This window comes from Halopenitus persicus, from assembly GCF_900107205.1.
Classification (GTDB): domain Archaea; phylum Halobacteriota; class Halobacteria; order Halobacteriales; family Haloferacaceae; genus Halopenitus; species Halopenitus persicus.
This window is the reverse complement of sequence record NZ_FNPC01000004.1, coordinates 367560-385129: the sequence shown is the minus strand read 5'-3', so window position 1 is coordinate 385129 and position 17570 is coordinate 367560. Positions and strand designations below refer to the sequence as shown.

The 17570-nt window shown below is 71.0% G+C and carries 16 protein-coding genes; 2 read left to right on the top strand and 14 right to left on the bottom strand.

The features are described from left to right. Positions 1-30: 30 nt before the first annotated feature. The 14 genes from gdhB to cbiT form a co-directional block, all read right to left on the bottom strand. Positions 31-1398, bottom strand: coding sequence for a glutamate dehydrogenase GdhB (gdhB, locus tag BLV25_RS09065; protein ID WP_021073437.1), 1368 nt, complete (start codon positions 1396-1398; stop codon positions 31-33). Next, positions 1398-1541, bottom strand: coding sequence for a rubrerythrin-like domain-containing protein (locus BLV25_RS16740; protein ID WP_021073436.1), 144 nt, complete (start codon positions 1539-1541; stop codon positions 1398-1400). The genes gdhB and BLV25_RS16740 overlap by 1 nt, the downstream gene beginning before the upstream one ends. Before the next feature lie 201 nt (positions 1542-1742). After that, on the bottom strand, positions 1743-4715 hold the full coding sequence (locus tag BLV25_RS09060; protein ID WP_092732385.1) for a bacterio-opsin activator domain-containing protein: 2973 nt from the start codon (positions 4713-4715) through the stop codon (positions 1743-1745). Between the two features lie 259 nt (positions 4716-4974). Then, positions 4975-6417, bottom strand: coding sequence for an amidase (locus BLV25_RS09055; RefSeq protein WP_092732521.1), 1443 nt, complete (start codon positions 6415-6417; stop codon positions 4975-4977). A gap of 62 nt (positions 6418-6479) precedes the next feature. Beyond that, on the bottom strand, positions 6480-6851 hold the full coding sequence (locus BLV25_RS09050; RefSeq protein WP_021073433.1) for a DUF3209 family protein: 372 nt from the start codon (positions 6849-6851) through the stop codon (positions 6480-6482). An 81-nt stretch (positions 6852-6932) separates the two neighbouring features. Next, entirely contained in the window at positions 6933-8174 is a 1242-nt protein-coding gene (locus BLV25_RS09045; RefSeq protein WP_092732382.1) for a CbiX/SirB N-terminal domain-containing protein, read from the bottom strand. Beyond that, the gene (locus BLV25_RS09040; protein WP_092732379.1) at positions 8174-8932 is read right to left on the bottom strand and encodes a cobalamin biosynthesis protein; all 759 of its coding nucleotides are present in this window, start codon (positions 8930-8932) and stop codon (positions 8174-8176) included. Before BLV25_RS09040 ends, BLV25_RS09045 begins: the two co-directional genes overlap by 1 nt. Beyond that, the gene (locus BLV25_RS09035) at positions 8925-9314 is read right to left on the bottom strand and encodes a ferredoxin (protein WP_092732377.1); all 390 of its coding nucleotides are present in this window, start codon (positions 9312-9314) and stop codon (positions 8925-8927) included. The genes BLV25_RS09040 and BLV25_RS09035 overlap by 8 nt, the downstream gene beginning before the upstream one ends. Continuing rightward, the gene (gene cobJ / locus BLV25_RS09030; RefSeq protein ID WP_176819466.1) at positions 9304-10434 is read right to left on the bottom strand and encodes a precorrin-3B C(17)-methyltransferase; all 1131 of its coding nucleotides are present in this window, start codon (positions 10432-10434) and stop codon (positions 9304-9306) included. The genes BLV25_RS09035 and cobJ overlap by 11 nt, the downstream gene beginning before the upstream one ends. 13 nt (positions 10435-10447) lie before the next feature. Beyond that, entirely contained in the window at positions 10448-11449 is a 1002-nt protein-coding gene (locus BLV25_RS09025; protein WP_092732374.1) for a precorrin-3B C(17)-methyltransferase, read from the bottom strand. Between the two features lies 1 nt (position 11450). Further along, the gene (gene cbiG, locus BLV25_RS09020) at positions 11451-12554 is read right to left on the bottom strand and encodes a cobalt-precorrin 5A hydrolase (protein ID WP_092732370.1); all 1104 of its coding nucleotides are present in this window, start codon (positions 12552-12554) and stop codon (positions 11451-11453) included. Positions 12555-12580: 26 nt separating this feature from the next. After that, a complete protein-coding gene (locus tag BLV25_RS09015) occupies positions 12581-13579 on the bottom strand; it encodes a cobalt-precorrin-4/precorrin-4 C(11)-methyltransferase (RefSeq protein WP_092732367.1) in 999 nt (332 codons plus the stop codon). Further along, positions 13576-14565: a cobalt-factor II C(20)-methyltransferase gene (locus tag BLV25_RS09010; protein ID WP_092732364.1), complete on the bottom strand. Its 990-nt coding sequence runs from the start codon at positions 14563-14565 to the stop codon at positions 13576-13578. The genes BLV25_RS09015 and BLV25_RS09010 overlap by 4 nt, the downstream gene beginning before the upstream one ends. Beyond that, entirely contained in the window at positions 14562-15203 is a 642-nt protein-coding gene (gene cbiT, locus BLV25_RS09005) for a precorrin-6Y C5,15-methyltransferase (decarboxylating) subunit CbiT (RefSeq protein WP_092732361.1), read from the bottom strand. The genes BLV25_RS09010 and cbiT overlap by 4 nt, the downstream gene beginning before the upstream one ends. Before the next feature lie 148 nt (positions 15204-15351). On the opposite strand from cbiT, the gene BLV25_RS09000 reads away from it, so the two are divergent. Together BLV25_RS09000 and BLV25_RS08995 are read left to right on the top strand one after the other, a co-directional pair. Beyond that, positions 15352-16167 carry a DUF7839 domain-containing protein gene (locus tag BLV25_RS09000; RefSeq protein ID WP_092732357.1) on the top strand — a complete coding sequence of 272 codons (816 nt, stop codon included), beginning with the start codon at positions 15352-15354 and terminating at the stop codon, positions 16165-16167. A gap of 159 nt (positions 16168-16326) precedes the next feature. Continuing rightward, complete coding sequence (locus BLV25_RS08995) at positions 16327-17568, top strand: adenosylhomocysteinase (protein WP_092732354.1); 1242 nt, start codon at positions 16327-16329, stop codon at positions 17566-17568. Positions 17569-17570 lie beyond the last annotated feature (2 nt).

Sequence of the window (17570 nt, the reverse complement as noted above, 5' to 3'; positions counted from 1 at the left end):
GGTCGGATTATTTCGGCGACATACTCCCGGTTAGGGCCAGAGCCCGCGTGCGTCGTGGGCCTCGGCGACCCGGGAGAGCGCGACCACGTAGGCGGCGTCCCGCCAGGTGACCGCGCGCGCCTCGCGCTCGCGCCGGACGGCATCCCAGGCGTCGAGCATCTCCGACTCGAGCTCCTCGCGGACGCGTTCGAGCGACCACGACCGGCGGTTGATGTCCTGAAGCCACTCGAAGTAGGAGACGGTGACGCCGCCGGCGTTCGCGAGGATGTCGGGGACAACCGGGATCCCCCGGTCCGCGATGATCCGGTCGGCGGCGCTCGTGGTGGGGCCGTTGGCGCCCTCGACGACCAGATCCGCCCGGATCCGGTCGGCGTTCTCGGCGGTGATGACGTTCCCGATCGCGGCCGGGATCAGGACGTCGACGTCCAGCTCGAGCAGCTCCGCGTTGGAGACCGTCTCCGGCGCCGGCTGGTTCAGCACGGCTTCGGGCTCCTCGTCGTGTGAGGGGATGGCGTGCGTGTCGAGCCCGTTGACGTCGTGGACGCCGCCGTTGACGTCGCTGACGGCGACCACGTTGGCGCCCCAGTCGTCGAGCAGCCGGGCCGCGTTCGACCCGACGCTCCCGTAGCCCTGGATCGCGACGTCGGTCTCGCGGATGGCCATCCCGTGATAGTCGATCGCCTCCCGCGCGATGATGGCGACGCTTCGTCCGGGGGCCTCGGCGCGGCCCTCGCTCCCGCCGATCACGGGCGGCTTGCCCGTGACGACGCCGGGAACGGTCTCGCCCTCCTGCATCGAGTAGGCGTCCATCAGCCACGCCATCGTCTGCGGGTCGGTCCCCATATCGGGGGCCGGAATGTCGACGGTCGGTCCGATCGAGTCACGGATCTCCTCGGCGAACCGGCGGGTCAATCGCTCCGTTTCGCCCTCGCTCAAGTCCTTGGGGTTCACCGCGACGCCGCCCTTCGCGCCCCCGAAGGGGAGGTCCATCACGGCGCACTTCCAGGTCATCCACATCCCGAGCCCGACGCACTCGTCGCGGGTGACCTCCGGGTGGTACCGCAGCCCGCCCTTATACGGCCCGCGAACGCCGTCGTGGTGGGCGCGGTAGCCGGTGAAGACCTCGACGGTTCCGTCGTCGCGCTCGACCGGGACGGTCACCTCGTGGACCGCCTTGGGGTGGGCGAGTCGCTCGACGATGTTCGGGTCGATGTCGATCCGGTCGGCCGCGCGGTGCAGCTGGCGGCGCGCCGTCTCGAGGGCGGATTCGGGCTCCGCGTCGACGTCGACGTCCGCGGCGGCGTCGGCAGGGGCGTCGGCGTCGACGTCGGCATCCACGGCGGCGTCGGCACCGGAGTCGACGTCGACGCCGCGCTCCGGTTCCGATTCCGCCGCCATTATTCGATGGGTGTGCCGCGGTTGCGAAGCTCGCCGCCACACTCGGTGCACTCGCCTGGCGGTTCGGCGGCCACCACGGTGGTGCCGCACCGGAAGCATTCGTACTGCGTTCGGTCGTCGGTAGAGAGGGTTGCGTCCTTCATGGGTTCGTGAGCGCCGTCCCGCGGCGCGCTCTATCAGGGGATAATAGGCGTATAAGGGAATGGGTGATCGTTAACCACAGAACGTCGTTTCTCGATAGGGGTTCGTTATTAAACCACCTCGTGATCGGCCGGCCGGGATCGGCTCGCTCCCGGCCGGCTCACGCCGGGACGGTCCACCCGACCAGTTCACGTCGGGACGGCTCACTCCCGAACGGCAATGGGGACGCCCCCGTCCTCGAAGAGCGCGCCGAACACCTTCCGCTGGACCGTCCGGACGTGTCGGTAGAACGCGGGCGGGGAGATGTCCAGCGTGTCCGCGACCTCCTCGCCGGTGTGGTCCCGCGGCGACTCGAAGAAGCCACTGTAGTAGGCCGTCCGGACGACCTCCAGCTGGCGGTCGGTCACGTCCGCGAGGACCCGCGCGGACCGGTCGTGGTCGGGCGCCCGATCCAGGGTCCGCTTCGACCGGAGTTCGACGTCCGAGAAGGTCTCGCGGACCAGCTCCGTGACCTTCCGGAGGTCGATCCCGTCGGGAACCTCGACGACGAGCGTGGCCCCGCCGGGGTCGGCGGTCGCCTCCCGGAAAACGGCGCCGTGGTCGGCCAGCTCCAGCGCGAGGAACGGTCGGGTGAGCCGGAGCCGCAACACGCCGCCGTCCCCGGGAGCGTCGCCGTCGCTGCCGGAGGCGTTGCCGCCGCTGCCGGAGGCGTTCCCGTCGCCCCCGCCCGCGGCGTCGCCGTCGGTTCCGGCGTCGCCGCCCGATCCGTTCGCGCTGATCCGCCGGACCTCGTCGATCGCGACGAGATCGGCGGCTGCGTCCGCCACCGCGTCGATGGACGCGTCCTCGACGGTGACGAACACGTACCGCCCCTCGTCCGTCTGTCGAACGCCGCCGTGGTAGGCGATCGTGCAGTCGGCCCGGCGGGCGAGCCGGGAGAGGACGAACGTCGGGTCGTCGACCGCGAACTCGACGCGGGTCATCGAGGTCGTGAGCAGCGCCTTCTTGCGCTCGTTGGCGCTGAGCCCGGCGGCGATCGTCTCCCCCAGCTCGTCGAGGACCGCCCGCGTCGTCTCGTCGAAGGCATCGCGAGTCGTCGCGTAGACCGTGAGCACCCCGTGCGAGAGGTCGTTGTACACGAGCGGGATGCTCACCGCCGAGAGGTACTCCCTGGAGAGGGCGTCCGTGCGCCAGGACTCCTCGCGGAGCCCGTCGGCGACGTTCTCGACGACCGTCGTCTCCCCGGTCGCCGCCGTCCGGCCGGCGGGGTCGCCGCCCTCGTTCCCGACCGTGAACGGTCGCGCGTCGAGATAGCCGTGCTCCTCACCCGCCCAGGCGCGTGGCTCGACGGTCCCGCTCCGCCGGTCGACCGTGCCGATCCACGCGAACCGGAACCGGTCGTCGGCGCCGAGGAGTTCACAGACCGAGTGGTCGATCTCCTCCCCCGTCTCCGCCCGGACGACCGCGCGGTCGATCGCCCGGATCGTCTCGTTGACCCGGTTCAGCTCGGTCAGCTCCTCGTTGCGGCGCTGGAGCGTTCGGTCCTGTTCGCGGAGCCGGGACTCGCGGGAAACCCGGTCGAGCGCCGCCTCGGCGGTCGCGGCGAGCAGGTCCGCGAGTTCCCGCGTGACGTCGTCGAAGGCGCCGACCGCCGTGGACCCCGCCATAAAGACGCCGTGGTCGCCGAGGGGGATGTACGCGACGCTGCGGAGGTCAGTTGCGGGATTCGCGAGCCGGTCGTCCTCGTGGACGTCGTCCAGGAACAGGGGCTCGTCCGCGACGAAGCTGTGGCCAGCCAGCGTCGTCCCGTCGGCGTTGACTGCCGGAAGCGGTCCGTGTACCGCCCGCATCCGGGCCGAGCGCGCGGCCGGCCGGAGCTCGGTGGCGTCGGCGTCGAACAGGGAGACCGCGCTCGCGTCCAGATCGAGCACGCCCGGCGTGTCGTCGACGACGTGGCTCGCGATCTCCTCGTGGGTCTCCGCGTAGAGGAAATCACGCGCGGTCTCCTGGAGCGTCGCCAGCGCCTCCTCGCGCTGTTTCCGCTTCGTGACGTCCCGGCAGCTGTACAGCAGCGTTCCGTCCTGGATCTCGACCTCGCGGACGTTGACCAACAGGGTGTGCTCCCGGCCCGCCTTGTCGGTCGCGGTGCACTCGATGTTCTTGAGGACGCCCGTCTCGGCCAGCTCCTCGCGGTCGAAGAGGTCAGCGCCGAGGAGGTCGTCGATCGTCCCCAGCTCCTCGATCTCCGCGGCCGTGTACCCGAAGATGAAGTGGACGTTCGGACAGACGTAGGTGTACTCGCCCGCCTCGTTCGTGATGAGGACGGTGTCGGTCATGTTGTTGAGCGTGACGCGGTGGAGCTCCTCCGACCGGCGGAGGTCGCGCTCGAGCGCGACGCGGTCGGTGACGTCGACCCCCTCGACGACGATCGAGGTGACGGTCCCGCGGTCGTCCCGAACGGGGCGGACGGACAGGTCGATGACGTCCGGATCCGCGAGCGACGCCGACCGCGAGACGACCGCGTTGCCGAACGACCCCTCGCGGGCGGTCTCGACGAGCCGCCGGACGTCGGCCATCGTCCCCTCGGCGGCCGACCACCAGGGGAGCGTCCAGAACGGCTCGCCGACGAGCGGGTCGACGTCGGCGGCGACCAGGTCCCGCGCCGTTCGGTTGGCGCGCTCGAGGCGTCCGTCGGCGGCCAGCACCCACGTCGCGGTGCGCGTGTCCTCGAAAACGGCGTCGAACCGCCGGGACCGCTCGCGGCGCGTCTCGGTCCGTCGCGCCGTCGTGACGGCGCGTTCGGTGCGCTTCACCACCGTCTCGTGGGATCGTTCGACCGGTTCGGAGAGCGCGATGTAGTCCGTGACGCCGGCGCCGATCAGCTCGCTCGCGACCGCCTCGTCGCCGTCGGCGGCGGCGACGATCACGGGCAGCGTCGATGACTCCGCCCGAACGTCCGCGAGAAGCTCGACCGCCGTCGCGTTCGGAAGATCGACCCCGCTGACGAGACAGTCGACCGGCTCCGACCGGACGGCCTCGAGCGCTGCAGCCGCGGTGTCGGATCGCTGCACGTCGGCGTCCGCTGCCGCGAGCGCGTCGGCGTACTCGTCGAGCGCTGCGGCGTCGCCGACGACCACCACGCGGGCCGACTCGAGGGATGCCGTGGATGATGTCATGGGTTGCAGGTGGTCTCCCCCGGCCGATTCCGGGAGACGGACTCGGTTGGATGGGGTTTATAATCACATAGCCTAGACGTTGCCGGTTCGCTATTGAACGGTGTCACCGACTGACAATGAGCCGCTTCCCGGCCGCTCCGCCGACCGGAAGAGCCGGGGATGGTCCAAAACCACTTAGAAAGGCCTCTTATAAACGGCTACTTATAAACGGCTTCTTATAAACGTCCGCTTATAAATTCAGGGAGGAGTATATAAAAGATCACGCCGGGTACGCGTCGTGCCAGGGTCGCTCCCGCTCGACCGCGGCGCCGGCCGCCAGCACGACGTCGTCGGCGTGGCGGCGCCCCACGACCTGCATCCCGACCGGGAGCCCGTCGTCGGTGAGGCCGGCGGGGACCGCCCCAACGGGGTGGCCCGTGAAGTTGAACGGCTGCGTGAGGAGCCAGCCGCGCAGCCGGTCGACCGGTTCCCCGTCGACCGTCTCGGGGTGCTCGCCGTGTTCGAACGGGGCGACGCCCAGCGTCGGCGTCACGAGGAGGTCGTACTCCCGCAGCAGGTCGACGACGCCGTCGTAGACGCCGGTCCGAACGACCTGGGCCCGTTCGTACTCCCGGGTGGAGACGTCCGACGCCTCGAGGATCGTCTCGACGGTGACCGGGCGAAGTCGGTCGCGGTCCGCCCCGCGCGGGTCGAGCCCGTGGTCGCGCTCGAGACCGTCGAACAGCGACTCCCAGAGGACCTTCGCCATCGTGTAGTACGCCTCGAGGATCGCCGAGCGGTCGTACCCGAAGTCCGGATCCGCTCGCTCGACCGTGGCACCCGCGTCGTCGAGGGCGCCGACGGCGTCGTCGACGATCCCCCGAACCGTCGGCTCGACGGGATACGTGCCCAGGTCGGGGCTGTACGCGACGCGGAGGTCGTCCACGGGACGCTCGGTCGCCGCCAGGTAGTCCGTCCCGTCGGCGGGGAGGCTGAACGGGTCGCCCGGGTCCGGTCCCGCCATCACCTGCAGCATCAGCGCCGCGTCCGCGACCGTCCGGGCCATCGGCCCGGTATGGGAGAAGGGCGTGTGGTCCGCGAAGGCGTTGGGACGGTCCACGCGGGGCACGCGTCCGAACGACGGCTTGAGTCCGAACACGTGACAACAGGACGCCGGCGTCCGGATCGAGCCGCCGGTGTCCGACCCCTGCGCGATCGGAACGAGCCGGTCGCCGAGCGCGGCCCCGGCGCCGCCCGAGGACCCGCCCGCGATCCGGTCGGGATCGAACGGCGTGCCGGTCGGCCCGACGACGCGGTTGTCCGTGGTACAACCCAGCCCGAACTCCGGCGTGTTCGTCTTGCCGACCACGATGGCGCCGGCGTCCCGGAGCCGGCGCACGAACTCGTCGTCGGCCTCGGCGACGTGGTCCGCGAACAGCTTCGACCCGAAGGTCGTCCGGACGCCGGCGACGTCGTCGAGGTCCTTGATCGCCACCGGAACGCCGTGGAGGGGACCGAGATCGTCGCCGCGCTCGACGGCCCGCTCGGCCTCCCGAGCGGCCTCGCGGGCGGACTCGTCGGTGACGGTCACGAAGGCGTTCGTCCGGTCGTTTCGCGCCGCGATGCGGTCGAGCACCGCGTCGACGACGTCGACGGGCGACCGGTCGCCGGTTCGGATGTCGCGCGCGAGACGGGTCGCGGAGAGCGTGTGGATGGCAGGCACGTTCGTACGGGGGTCGATCGGCACAAAAACCTACCTTTCCGCGGAGGAATCCGACCGGCGTCCTATTCCTCGGCCGGGAACGTCTCGTGGAGCACGTCGTGGGCGTCGGCCAGTCCCGCGAGCACGCTCTCGCCCTGGTCGGTCAGCCGGTGCACCGCGCGTTCGGCGTCGCGGACCGCGACCAGCCGGCCGCGGAGGTAGTCGTACTCGGGGTCGTCCGAGTCGGTCGCGGCGACCTCGGCCTCCAGGTCGACGAGCGCGGCGTCGAGGTGGCGCTCGATGGCGTCGAGCGTCTCGGCGTTCGCGAGGGCCTCGATCGGTCCCTCGAGATGCCCCTCGAGTTCGGCCTCGGCGTGTTCGCGGGCGGCTCGGTCCCCGGTTCCGAGGACGTTCAACAACGCGAGTCGGAGCGCTTCGAGTTCGTGGCAGCTCATGAGTGGATGGTGTTGGTGGTCAGGGTCGGTTGGTGGGTCGTTGCGTGGTCGTTACGTCGTTGCGTGGTCGTTGGGCAGTCGTCACAGCGTGACGTCGACGAGATCGGAGACGATCCGCCCCCGGTCGAGATGTGACGAGACGATCCGCTCGGCGTCGGCCTCCGCGACGTCGCCGTACCAGACGCCGTCCGGATAGACGGCGACCATCGGACCGTCGCCGCAGCGACCGAGACAGGACGACCGCGTGATGCGCGCCTCGCAGGCGTCCGAGTCGCGGGCCACCTGTCGCAGACGCTCGAGGACCGCCGCGGAGCCGTCCGCCGCGCACGTGCGGTTCGTACAGACCGCGACGTGGTGTGCGGGCGCGTCGTGCGTATGCGGCTCCGCGTCCACGTCGTCCCGGTCCGCGTGGGAGTCGTGGTGGGTCATCGCCCGCAGCATCGCCCGGGCGCCGCCGACGTCCTCCTCGTAGCCGTCCAGCTCCACCTTGTACTTGCAGGTGTCACAGGACATCTCGACGCTGTCGGTCCGGGCCGCCTGCCAGCGGTCGCCGAGCACGTCAAGCAGCCGGTCGTCGGTCCCGAGCGGGTCCCCCGCCGCGGCGTCGACGTAGGGGTACTCCGAATCGAAGGTCGTGGCCCCCTCGCGGATCCGCTCGGTCAGGACGCCGTCGCCGAGCATGTACGGCAGCACGACCACGGCGTCCGAACGTTCAGTGGCGACCCGGTGGAGCGTCTCCGCGAGCCGCGGCTCGGTCACGCCGATGAACGACGCCGCGACGCGGTCGAACGCGCGCCCCTCCCGGAGCAGCCGGGCGAGCTTGTGGACGTCGCCGTTCGCGTCCGGGTCGCTGGACCCCCGGGCACAGACGACGACCGCGACCTCGTCCGCCGCCCGGTCGACGCCCAGCTCGGCCTCGACCGCCGCCGCCCGGTCGTCGAGCAGGTCGACGATGGCCGGGTGGATGCCCAGATGCGAGCCGTTGTGGATCGCGATGTCGGGGTGTGTCGACCGGGCCTCCCGGACCGCCAGCGGCACGTCGGCCTTCACGTGGCTCGCGGCGAACAGCGACAGCTGCACGACGGTGATCCGCGAGACGGAGCCCGCGAGCCCGGCGATCGCCTCGTCGATCGACGGCGACGCCAGCTCGATGAAGCCGGCGTCGACCGGGATCCCGAGCCGCCGCTCCAGCCCGGCCGCCAGCTCGCGGACCTGCTCGTTCGACCGCTCCCGGCGCGACCCATGGCCGACCAACAGCACCGCCTCGTCGTCGAGCGCGGTCGGGACGGCATCCCCCGTCACCGGCGATTCGGCTCCGGCCATCACTCACCCTCCTGCGTGCCCACGTCGTCCAGCGTGCCCACGTCGTCCAGCGTGCCCACGTCGGCGCCGGTCGCGCGCTCGACGCTCCGGCGGAGCTTCGCCCGCCGGTCGGCCGAATGGAGCCCGGAGGCGTCGCTGCCGGCGTAGACCCACTCGGCGAACCCGGCGACGTCGGCGGCGTCGGCCAGTCCGAACCAGTAGCCGCCCGAGGACGTCTCCGCGATGTCGTCGGTCGGGACGTGGGGCGTGGCCGCCGACAGCTGCGATCGGACCGTCTCGAGCAGCGCGCGGTCCTCGTGCACGAACGAGACGCCGACGGACGCCGAGGATTCCCGAAAGCACACCGTCCCGCAGGACTCGAGCAGCCCGCGGAGCAGCTGCGGGCGGTGCTCGCGGAACGCGTCGAACCGGTAGCCCCCCGGCTGGCCGTCGATGGGCAGGCCGAAGGCCGCGCTCGCGCGCTCGGCCGGCGCGCCGATCACCTGGAGCTCGTACTCGTCCTCGAACCGGACGATCGAGGCGTCGTGCGCCGACTCGCGGGACTCGACCCGGTGGTCCGTCCCGACCCGGCTCGTCCCCGCGACCGCCGCGAGGGCCGCCGCAGCCGTTTCGTCGCCGGCCCGGGTCGTCACGCCGTCGGTCGTCATCTCGCCGTCGCCCGCGACGCGGCCCCAGAAGTACGCCGTTTCCGGGGTCGCGTCGAGCAGGTCCGCGGCGGGTTCGATCCCCGTCTCGTGTGCCGGGTCCGCGTCACTCATCGGGGGATGCCTCCGGATCGACCGCGGGGTCAGTCGTCGCACCGACCGCGGGGTCGGCCGTCGCATCGGCCGCGGGGTCGGTCGCCGCATCGACCGCGATCGCGTTCACCGGACAGGCCGCGGCGGCCGCCTCGGCGTCCGCCAGCCGGTCGTCCGCGAACCGGGCGACGATCGTGTCCGCGTCGGCGGGGACGGCACTGCCGTCAGATCGGTCCGTCGCGAGCGCGTCCCCCTCGTCGGCCGCCTCCCCGATCGTCGCCAGCCCGTCCGCGGCCTCCCGGAACCGGTCATCACGGACGAGACAGGCGAAGACGCCGTCGCAGGCGTCCCGGTCGAGGGTGACGCGGTAGGTCCCGTCTCCCCGGGTCGACTCAGTAGTCATACTTGGACTCGTAGCCGCGGGGGGTCACCATCCGGTCGTCCCAGACGTACGTCTCCGCGTTGCCGACCAGGATCGTCGTCGTCATGTCGATCAGGTCGGTCTCGCCGAGCTCCTCGAGATCGCCCAGCTCGACGATCTCGGCGCGCTCGTCCTCGCGACCGGCGCCGTGAACGATCCCGACCGGCGTCTCCGGGTCGCGGTGCTCGAGCAGGATCTCACAGCACGTCTCGAAGTTCTCCCGCCGCTTCCGGCTCCAGGGGTTGTAGATCGCGATCGTGAACCCCTCGGGCGCGACCGCGTGGAGCCGCGACTCGATCTCGTCCATCGGCGTCAGGTGGTCCGACAGCGAGACGCTGACGGTGTCGTTGACCAGCGGCGCGCCGAGCCGGGCGCCGCAGGACTGGGCCGCGGGCACGCCGGGGACGACCTCGAAGTCGACCGCCTCGGCGGTCGCGCCCTTCGACTCGAGGATCTCCAGCGCCAGTCCCGCGAGCGCGTAGACGTTCGGGTCGCCGCTGCCGATGATCGCGACGTCGTTGCCGGCGAGCGCCCGGTCGATCGCCTCCTCGGTGCGCGAGACCTCCCCGCACATCGGCGTGTCGTACAGCTCCTCGGCCGACTCGGTAACCTCCTCCGGAAGGAGTTCGATGTAGGTCGTGTAGCCGACGATGTGGTCGGCCGCCGAGAGGGCCGCGCGTGCTCGCGCGGTCATCCCGTCCGGCTGGCCCGGACCGAGCCCCACCGCGACGAGGCGTCCGGGGTCGGCTGCGAAGTCGTCGGCGGTCGAGCCGACCTTCTCGTCGGTCGCCTCCCGTTTCGTCGCTGCGCTCTTCGATCCGCCGCACGTCGAGGCCGAATCCGTCGTCGACCCGCCGCACGTCGAGGCTGAGTCTGCGGTGGAGGTCGAATCCGTCGTCGAGGCCGAATCCGTCGTCGATCCGGCGGTCGACGCGCCGCACTTCGATGTCGATCCGGGATCGGAGCCGGCAGCCGGGGCGTCGGTCGCGTCCGTGCTCGACGCGCCGCACTTCGAACTCGTTCCGGCGTCGAGGTCGGCGGACTCGGTCGTTTCGTCGGTATCGATGCCGTCGGCGTCGTCGGTGGTGTCGTTCGTGCTCATGTTTGAACGTCGTTTAAAAGTCGTCGACGTCACGCCCGCCGCGCGGGGTGACGAGGTGGTCGCCCTGGTCGTTCTCCCAGACGGTCGTCTCGTGGGTGCCGACGAGGATGGAGGTCCCCATCCCGCCGACCTCCTCGTCGTGTGCGGTCGCCTCGCCGAGGGTGGTGATGGTGTGCGTTTCGTCCTCGAGGTTGCGCCCCGCGTCGCCGCGGCCGGCGTCGTTGACGATGCCGACCGGCACGTCGTCGGACCGCTCCTCGCGGATCACCTCGATCGCGCGCTCGTAATCGCGCCAACAGTTGTATAAGACGATCACGAAGCCGCTGATCGCGGCCGCGCGCAGCTTCTCCGCGATCTCGTCCCAGCCGCGCCACTTGTCCGACAGCGAGACGGTACAGAAGTCGTTCGACAGCGGCGCGCCCAGGTTGGCCGCACAGCCGAGCGCCGCGGTGACGCCGGGCACGACCTCGATCGGCACGTCGCGAGCGTCCTCGGCGTCGGCCATCGTGTACAGGAGGTCGCTTTTCCCGTAGACGTTGGGGTCGCCGCCGGAGACGTGCGCGACGTCCTCGCCGGCGCGCACGCGCTCGAAGGCCTCCTTCGCGAGCTCGACCTGCCGCCCCATCGACGACCGGACGAGCGTCTGCCGGGTCCCATCGGGACGCTCCAGAACGGTTCCGGAGTCGTCGATCGCCGTTCCGGTGCCGCCGTCCGTGACCGTTCCGTCGCCGCCGTCCGTGGCCGGCGCGGCGTTCGCCTCCTCGACCGCGGCGCTCTCCGGCGGGAGGGTCCCGTCGCGCCGCAGGAACTCCTGATAGAGGTTCGAGGCGATCACGCAGTCGGCGGTGGCGATCACGTCCCGCGCCCGCTGGGTCATCGCGTGCGGGAGCCCGGGACCGATCCCGACGACGTAGAGGGTTCCGTCGTCGGTCGCCTCGGCGTCGGTTCCCTCGGCATCGCTCGTTCCCGAGGCGGTCGCCCCGGCGTCGGTCGCACCCGATCCGTTGGCGACCATCCTATCGCCCCACCGCCACGGTCACGGCGTCGTCGAAGCGCTCCTTCTCGCGCGCGAGCTCGTGCTCACGGCCGCCGGCGATCGCGGACGCCTCCGCGATCCCCGGCCAGCCGATCAGCTCCTTCGACCGGGAGGGCGAGGGGCCCTCGAACTCCAGGAGCGTCTCCCGCTCGAAGAGGACGACGCCGGCGTCGATCGCCCGCGCGGCCTCGTAGAGGCCCTCCTCGCCCTCCTTGCGCGTGCCGGTCGCGACGAAGTCGACGTTCTCGACCCCCAGATCCAGGTCCTCGAGGGCCGTCTCCCAGGCGTCGAGGACCTGCTCCGCGCGGACGCCCGAGACGGTTCCGGTGCCGAGCACGACGCGATCGGCCGCGCCAGGGGCGTCACCGTCGGCGGCATCGCCGTCACCCGCAGCGTCGTCGCCGCCCGCGCTCCCCTCGCTTCCGCCGTTCCGCTTGAGGACGGTCACGTCGTCGTCGACGAGGACCGCCCGGGGCCCGTCGAGGCGGGCGACCGGCCCCAGCTCGTCGTTCAGAACGGCCAGGTTCGTCGCCACCGTCGAATCGCCGTTGACGACGTGGCTGTCCAGCGCCTTCGCCTTGCTCTCGACGCCCTGCTTGCCCGCGGCCTCGCTGGCGGTGGTCATCGCCGGGACCGCGCCCAGCCGCGAGAGATCGTGGGCGACCTGATTGGCGCCGTGGTGACCGCCCGTGATCGGGATGGCCCAGGTGAGTTCCTCGTCGACGACGACGATCGCGGGATCGTCCCACTTGTCGTCGAGCAGGGGCGCGGTCTTGCGCATCGCGATCCCCGAGGCCATCAGCCCCACGAAGCAGTCGTACTCGCCCCAGTGCTCCGCGAAGACGTCGCCGTGGTACTCGATGACGTCGATCCGATCGTAGTCGTCCGCGAGCTCCGCGACGATCTCCTCGGCGGTCTCGAGCTTGCGCTCGAAGCTGACGATCGCGATCTCCGTCGCGACCTCGCCGTCCGAGTCGGGCGTCGAACAGTGGCCGCCGGAGTCGTCGGCGTCCGCGTCGCTCGCTGCGTCAGTGTTCGCGTCGGTCGATGCGTCGTCCGTCGTCGTGTCTGCGTCGGTGCTCATCGGTGAATCAGTCGAATCAGTCGTCGTTAGTCGTCCGCCTCGCTCACGTCGGCCCCGGAAGGCTCACCCGCATCGGCCCCGAGCGTCTCGTCCGTATCGCTCCCGTGGGATTCGTCCGCATCGGCCTCGGGGGAATCGTCCTCCCCGTCGGCGCCGCGGTTCGCCCAGTCGCCGTAGAGGTAGGACCGCTCGTAGCCGGTCTTCCGGGCGGCGTCGCCGATGACCACGAGCGCGGAGGCGCGGTAGCCCGCGTCCGCCACCGCCTCGCCGATCGTCGCGATCGTGCCCTCGATCACGTCCTCGTCGGGCCAGGAGGCGTGGTAGACCACGGTTACCGGCGTGTCGGGGTCGTGACCCTCGGCGAGCAGCCGGTCCATCGTCTCGGCGATCGCGTGGGTCCCGAGGTAGATGCAGGTCGTCACGTCGCCCATTTCCACGAACTCCCCGATGTGGTCGTCGTCGGGGTCGAGCGTCTTCCCCTGCGGACGCGTGAACGCGACGTGGTTGGCCACGCCGTTGAGCGTGAGCTGGGTCCGGAGGGTCGCGCTGGCGGCGAACGCCGAGGTGACCCCCGGCACGATGGAGGTGGGCACGCCCTCGTGTTCGAGCGCGTCCATCTGCTCGAGCGCCGCGCCGTAGATCGCGGGGTCGCCGCTGTGGAGCCGGACCACGTTCCGGCCCGCCTCGTGAGCGTCCCGCATCAGCGGGATCAGCTCCTCGAGGTCCTTGCCGACGCTCGAGACCAGCTCGGCGTCGGCGCAGTACGCCTCGAGCAGCTCGCTGTTGACGAGCGACCCGGCGTGGACGACGAGATCCGCCGCCTCGACGAGCTCCCGGCCGGTCACCGTGAGCAGCCCCGGGTCGCCGGGGCCGGCCCCGATGAAGGGGATCACCTCGTCGAGGTCCCCGACCTCGCCCGCGGTCCGTCCGTGGATCCGCGGATCCCGGGACTCCGCATCCGGTCCGGTCCCGGAACCGCCGGTTTCGCCGGTTTGGGCGTCGATGGCCGCCTGCGGGTCGGTCATCGACGACCGCCTCCGGTCCCCTCGAGATCCGCGGCACCCGGGGTCGGGTCCGACGTTTCAAGCGGCCGGTCGCCGCAGGCCTCGCTCTCGGCCAGCTCGACGGAGGCGTGGTCATCCGGGACGTCGCCCGTCGAAACGCCACCCTCCGCGACGCGTTCGAGGTCCCCCGAGGAGCGAACGCCGCCGTCGGAGACGGTTCCCGCAGCGTCCGAAGCTGCGTCCGTGGCCACGTTCGTAGCTGCGTCCGTGGCCACGTTCGTAGCTGCGTCCGCAGCCGCGTTCGTAGCCGCGTCGTCCGTGGACTCGAAGGCCGCGGTCGCCGGTCGGTCGAACTCGACGTCGCGCCGCTCCGCGTACGCGAGCGTGTAGTAATCCCGCTCCGACAACGTCGCGGGATCGTCCGTCACGACCGTCTCGCCCTGCTCCATAAAGAGCCGCCGGCCGTAGACCACGTCGTAACCCGAATCGACCAGCTTCCGGTGGGTCGTCGGGACGTCGGTGACCTTGAACAGCACCATCCGGTCGGGGCCGGTCGGGGCCGCGCCGCGGGCCGCCTCGCGGAGCGCCAGGCTCGAGCCCGCCGCGACCTCGACGCCGAGCGCGGTCGTGAAGGCGGTGACGGCGCTCACGCCGGGCACCACCTCGAGATCGACCTCGGGGTGGAACGCGTCGAGCGTCCGTCGGAGGTGCCCGAACGTCGAGTAGACGTTGGGGTCGCCTAGCGTGACGAACGCGGCCGTCCCGTCGCGGGCCCGCGGGGCGATCTCGGCGGCGGCCTCACGCCAGGCCGTTCGGAGTTCGTCCTCGTCGCGGGTCATCGGAAAGTCGAGGTCGCCGATCCGGGACTCGGGGACGTGTTCGGTCGCGACCGACCGCGAGAGCCGGCCGGGCGAGTAGACCACGTCGGCGCGCTCGAGGACGTCCCGCCCGCGGACCGTCACGAGGTCGGCCTCGCCGGGGCCGAGCCCGACGCCGTAGAGGGTCATCGGTCGATCCCCTCGCCGTCGCCCGCTCCCCCGACCAGCATATACACCGGATTGTCCGACTCGAAGCTCGTCGCGCCGGCCAGCTCGTAGCCGTGGCTCACCTGGAACTGGAGGACGTCCTCGAGCAGTCCCCGGTCGCGGAAGGCGGTCGCGGCCGCGCCGGCGACCTCCAGCCGGGAGACGTTCATCACCACGCGGTCCACGCCGGCCTCGACGGCGTGGTCGAGCACCGCCTCGTAGTTGCGGCTGCCGCCGAGGAACAGGACGTCGGCATCGGCCGGGAGCCCGGCGGGCGCCTCCGTCTCCCGCACCTCGACGTCGGCTCGGGACTCGGTAGTCGCGTCCGCGCCGCCATCGCCGACGTCCGCGCCGCCATCGCCGACGTCCGCGCCGACGGTCGTCGCGATGCCGTTCGCCGCGAGGTTCTTCCGCGTGACTTCCGCCCGGTCGGGCTTTCGTTCGATCGCCGTCACCCGACCCGCCCGGCGCGCCGCCTCGACGGTGACGGCGCCGGTGCAGGACCCGACCTCCGCGAGGTGGTCGGTCGGGTCGAGGTCGAGCTTCGACAGCAGGACGGCCCGAACCGCGGGTTTCGTCGGGCCGGCCTTCGCGTCGTGTGGGAGCGAGACCTGTGCCATCGATGGAGACAACTCGGGTGGACCGTAAAACAATTTTGGTTGTTTTAGGACTAATTCATTTGTCTAACTGGCGCGAAGAGGGGTCGAGAGCGCAAACGTGGGCGGAATAGACCAAAGATATTTGCGTTCACCGCCCGGAGGTCCGACGATGGCGGACCACGCGGCGGAGTCCGAGGAGTTCGGCGTACTTCGGAGCAAGCGCAACGCCACCAGATATCAGATCCTGGTGGAGATCGCCGAGCGACAGCCGGCGGTCAACCAGCGGGAGGTCGCCGACGCGATCGGCATCACCGCCCAGGCGGTCAGCGACTATCTCGGGGACCTGATCGAGCAGGACTACGTGGAGAAACACGGCCGGGGGCGCTACGAGGTGACCAAGGAGGGCGTCGACTGGCTGATCTCCCAGACCGAGGAGCTTCGGGGGTTCATCCAGCACGTCTCCGAGGACGTGATCGGACAGGTCGAGGTGGAGACCGCGATCGCCACGACCGACGTCGCCGAGGGCGAAACCGTCTCGCTGACGATGCGCGACGGCGTGCTCCGGGCGATGGCCGGCGACACCGGCGGCGCGACCGCGGTCGCCGTGACCGACGCGGACGCCGGCGGCGACGTCGGGATCACGAACTTCCAGGGCGTCGTCGAGTACGACCTCGGGACCGTCACCGCCGTGTCGATCCCGCACGTGCGCGACGGCGGGAGCCGGACCGTGGATCCGGACCGGCTCCGGGAGCTTGCCGCCGACCACGACCTGCTCGCGGTCGCGGGCGTCGAGGCGCTGGTCGCCGCGACCGACGCGGACCTGGAGCCGGACGTCCGGTTCGGGAGCGCGGCGGCGGTCCAGGAGGCGGCCACCAAGGGACTCGACGTGCTGTTGCTCGCCACCGCGACCCGGCTGTCGGCGCACACGGACGAGCTCCGCGAGGGCAACGTGAGCTACGAGGTCGTCGACGCCGCCGAGGAGTGATCCGCAGCCGATCGGCGTTGCGGACGCCATCGGGGACGAGTCCGGCGACTCGGTTCGGCTGATCGAACTCACCAGCCCCGTCGCCGGAAGCGGTCGGCTTCGAGGTCGTCCTCGCCGGAAGTGGCCAGCTATTTGACCGCCGGCGCGAATGGGCCGGATATGAGTCAGCAGACGGATCCGTTGACGTGGGCGCGCGACTACTGTCCGATCCTCCGGTCGTTCCAGGACGAGTACGGCGACGAGGAACCCCTCGCGGGTCACACCGTGGCCGTCGCGACGCACCTCGAGGCGAAAAGCGGGATCCTGGTCGAGACGCTGCACGCCGCGGGCGCGGACGTGCTCTTTACGCCGAGCGAGCCCCAGTCGACCCACGGCGACGTCGTCGAGGCGCTCGACGCGATGGACGGCGTCACCGCCTTCGCCTGGGAGGGAATGACCGACGAGGAGTTCAACGACCAACAGCACGAGCTGCTCGAGAACGAGCCCGACTTCATCCTCGACGACGGCTGCGAGCTCATCGCGAAGGTCCACGCCGACCACCCCGACGTCGCGGCGGACGTGATCGGCGGCGGCGAGCAGACGACCGCCGGGATCACCCGCGTCGAGGCGATGGAGGAGGAGGGCGTGTTGGAGTTCCCGGTCTACACCGTCAACGACACGCCGATGAAGCACTTCTTCGACAACGTCCACGGGACCGGCGAGTCCGCGCTCACGAACATCGCGATCACCTCGAACACGATCCTCTCGGGCAAGGACGTCGTCGTGGCCGGCTACGGCTACTGCGGCCGCGGGATCGCGCGTAAGGCACGCGGAATGGGCGCCCAGACGATCGTCACCGAGGTCGACCCCCGGAAGGCCCTGGAGGCGCACATGGACGGCCATCGCGTGATGTCGATGGCCGAGGCCGCCGCGGTCGGCGACCTGTTCATCACGACGACCGGCAACCGCGACGTCATCCGGAAGGAGCATTTCGAGGCGATGGCCGACGGCGTCCAGCTCGCCAACGCCGGCCACTTCGACGTCGAGATCGACGTCGACGCGCTCGAGGATCTCGCGAGCGACACGTCGACCCCGAAGGAGGGCGTCACCCGGTACCACATGCCCGACGGCCGCGACCTGAACCTGCTCGCCGAGGGGCGGCTCGTGAACCTCACCGGCCCGTACAGCCAGGGCCACCCCGCCGAGGTGATCGACACGACCCACTCGATGATGTTCGTCGCCGCCTACGATCTGATCGTCGAGACCCGCGATCTCACCCCCGGCGCCTACGCGATCCCGGACCGGCTCGACCGAAAGGTCGCCGAGCGGAAGCTCGAGACCCTCGACGTCACGATCGACGAGATGATCGAGTCCCAGCGCGAGTACGCCACCGACTGGCGACACGAGGGGAGCAGCTTTTAAAT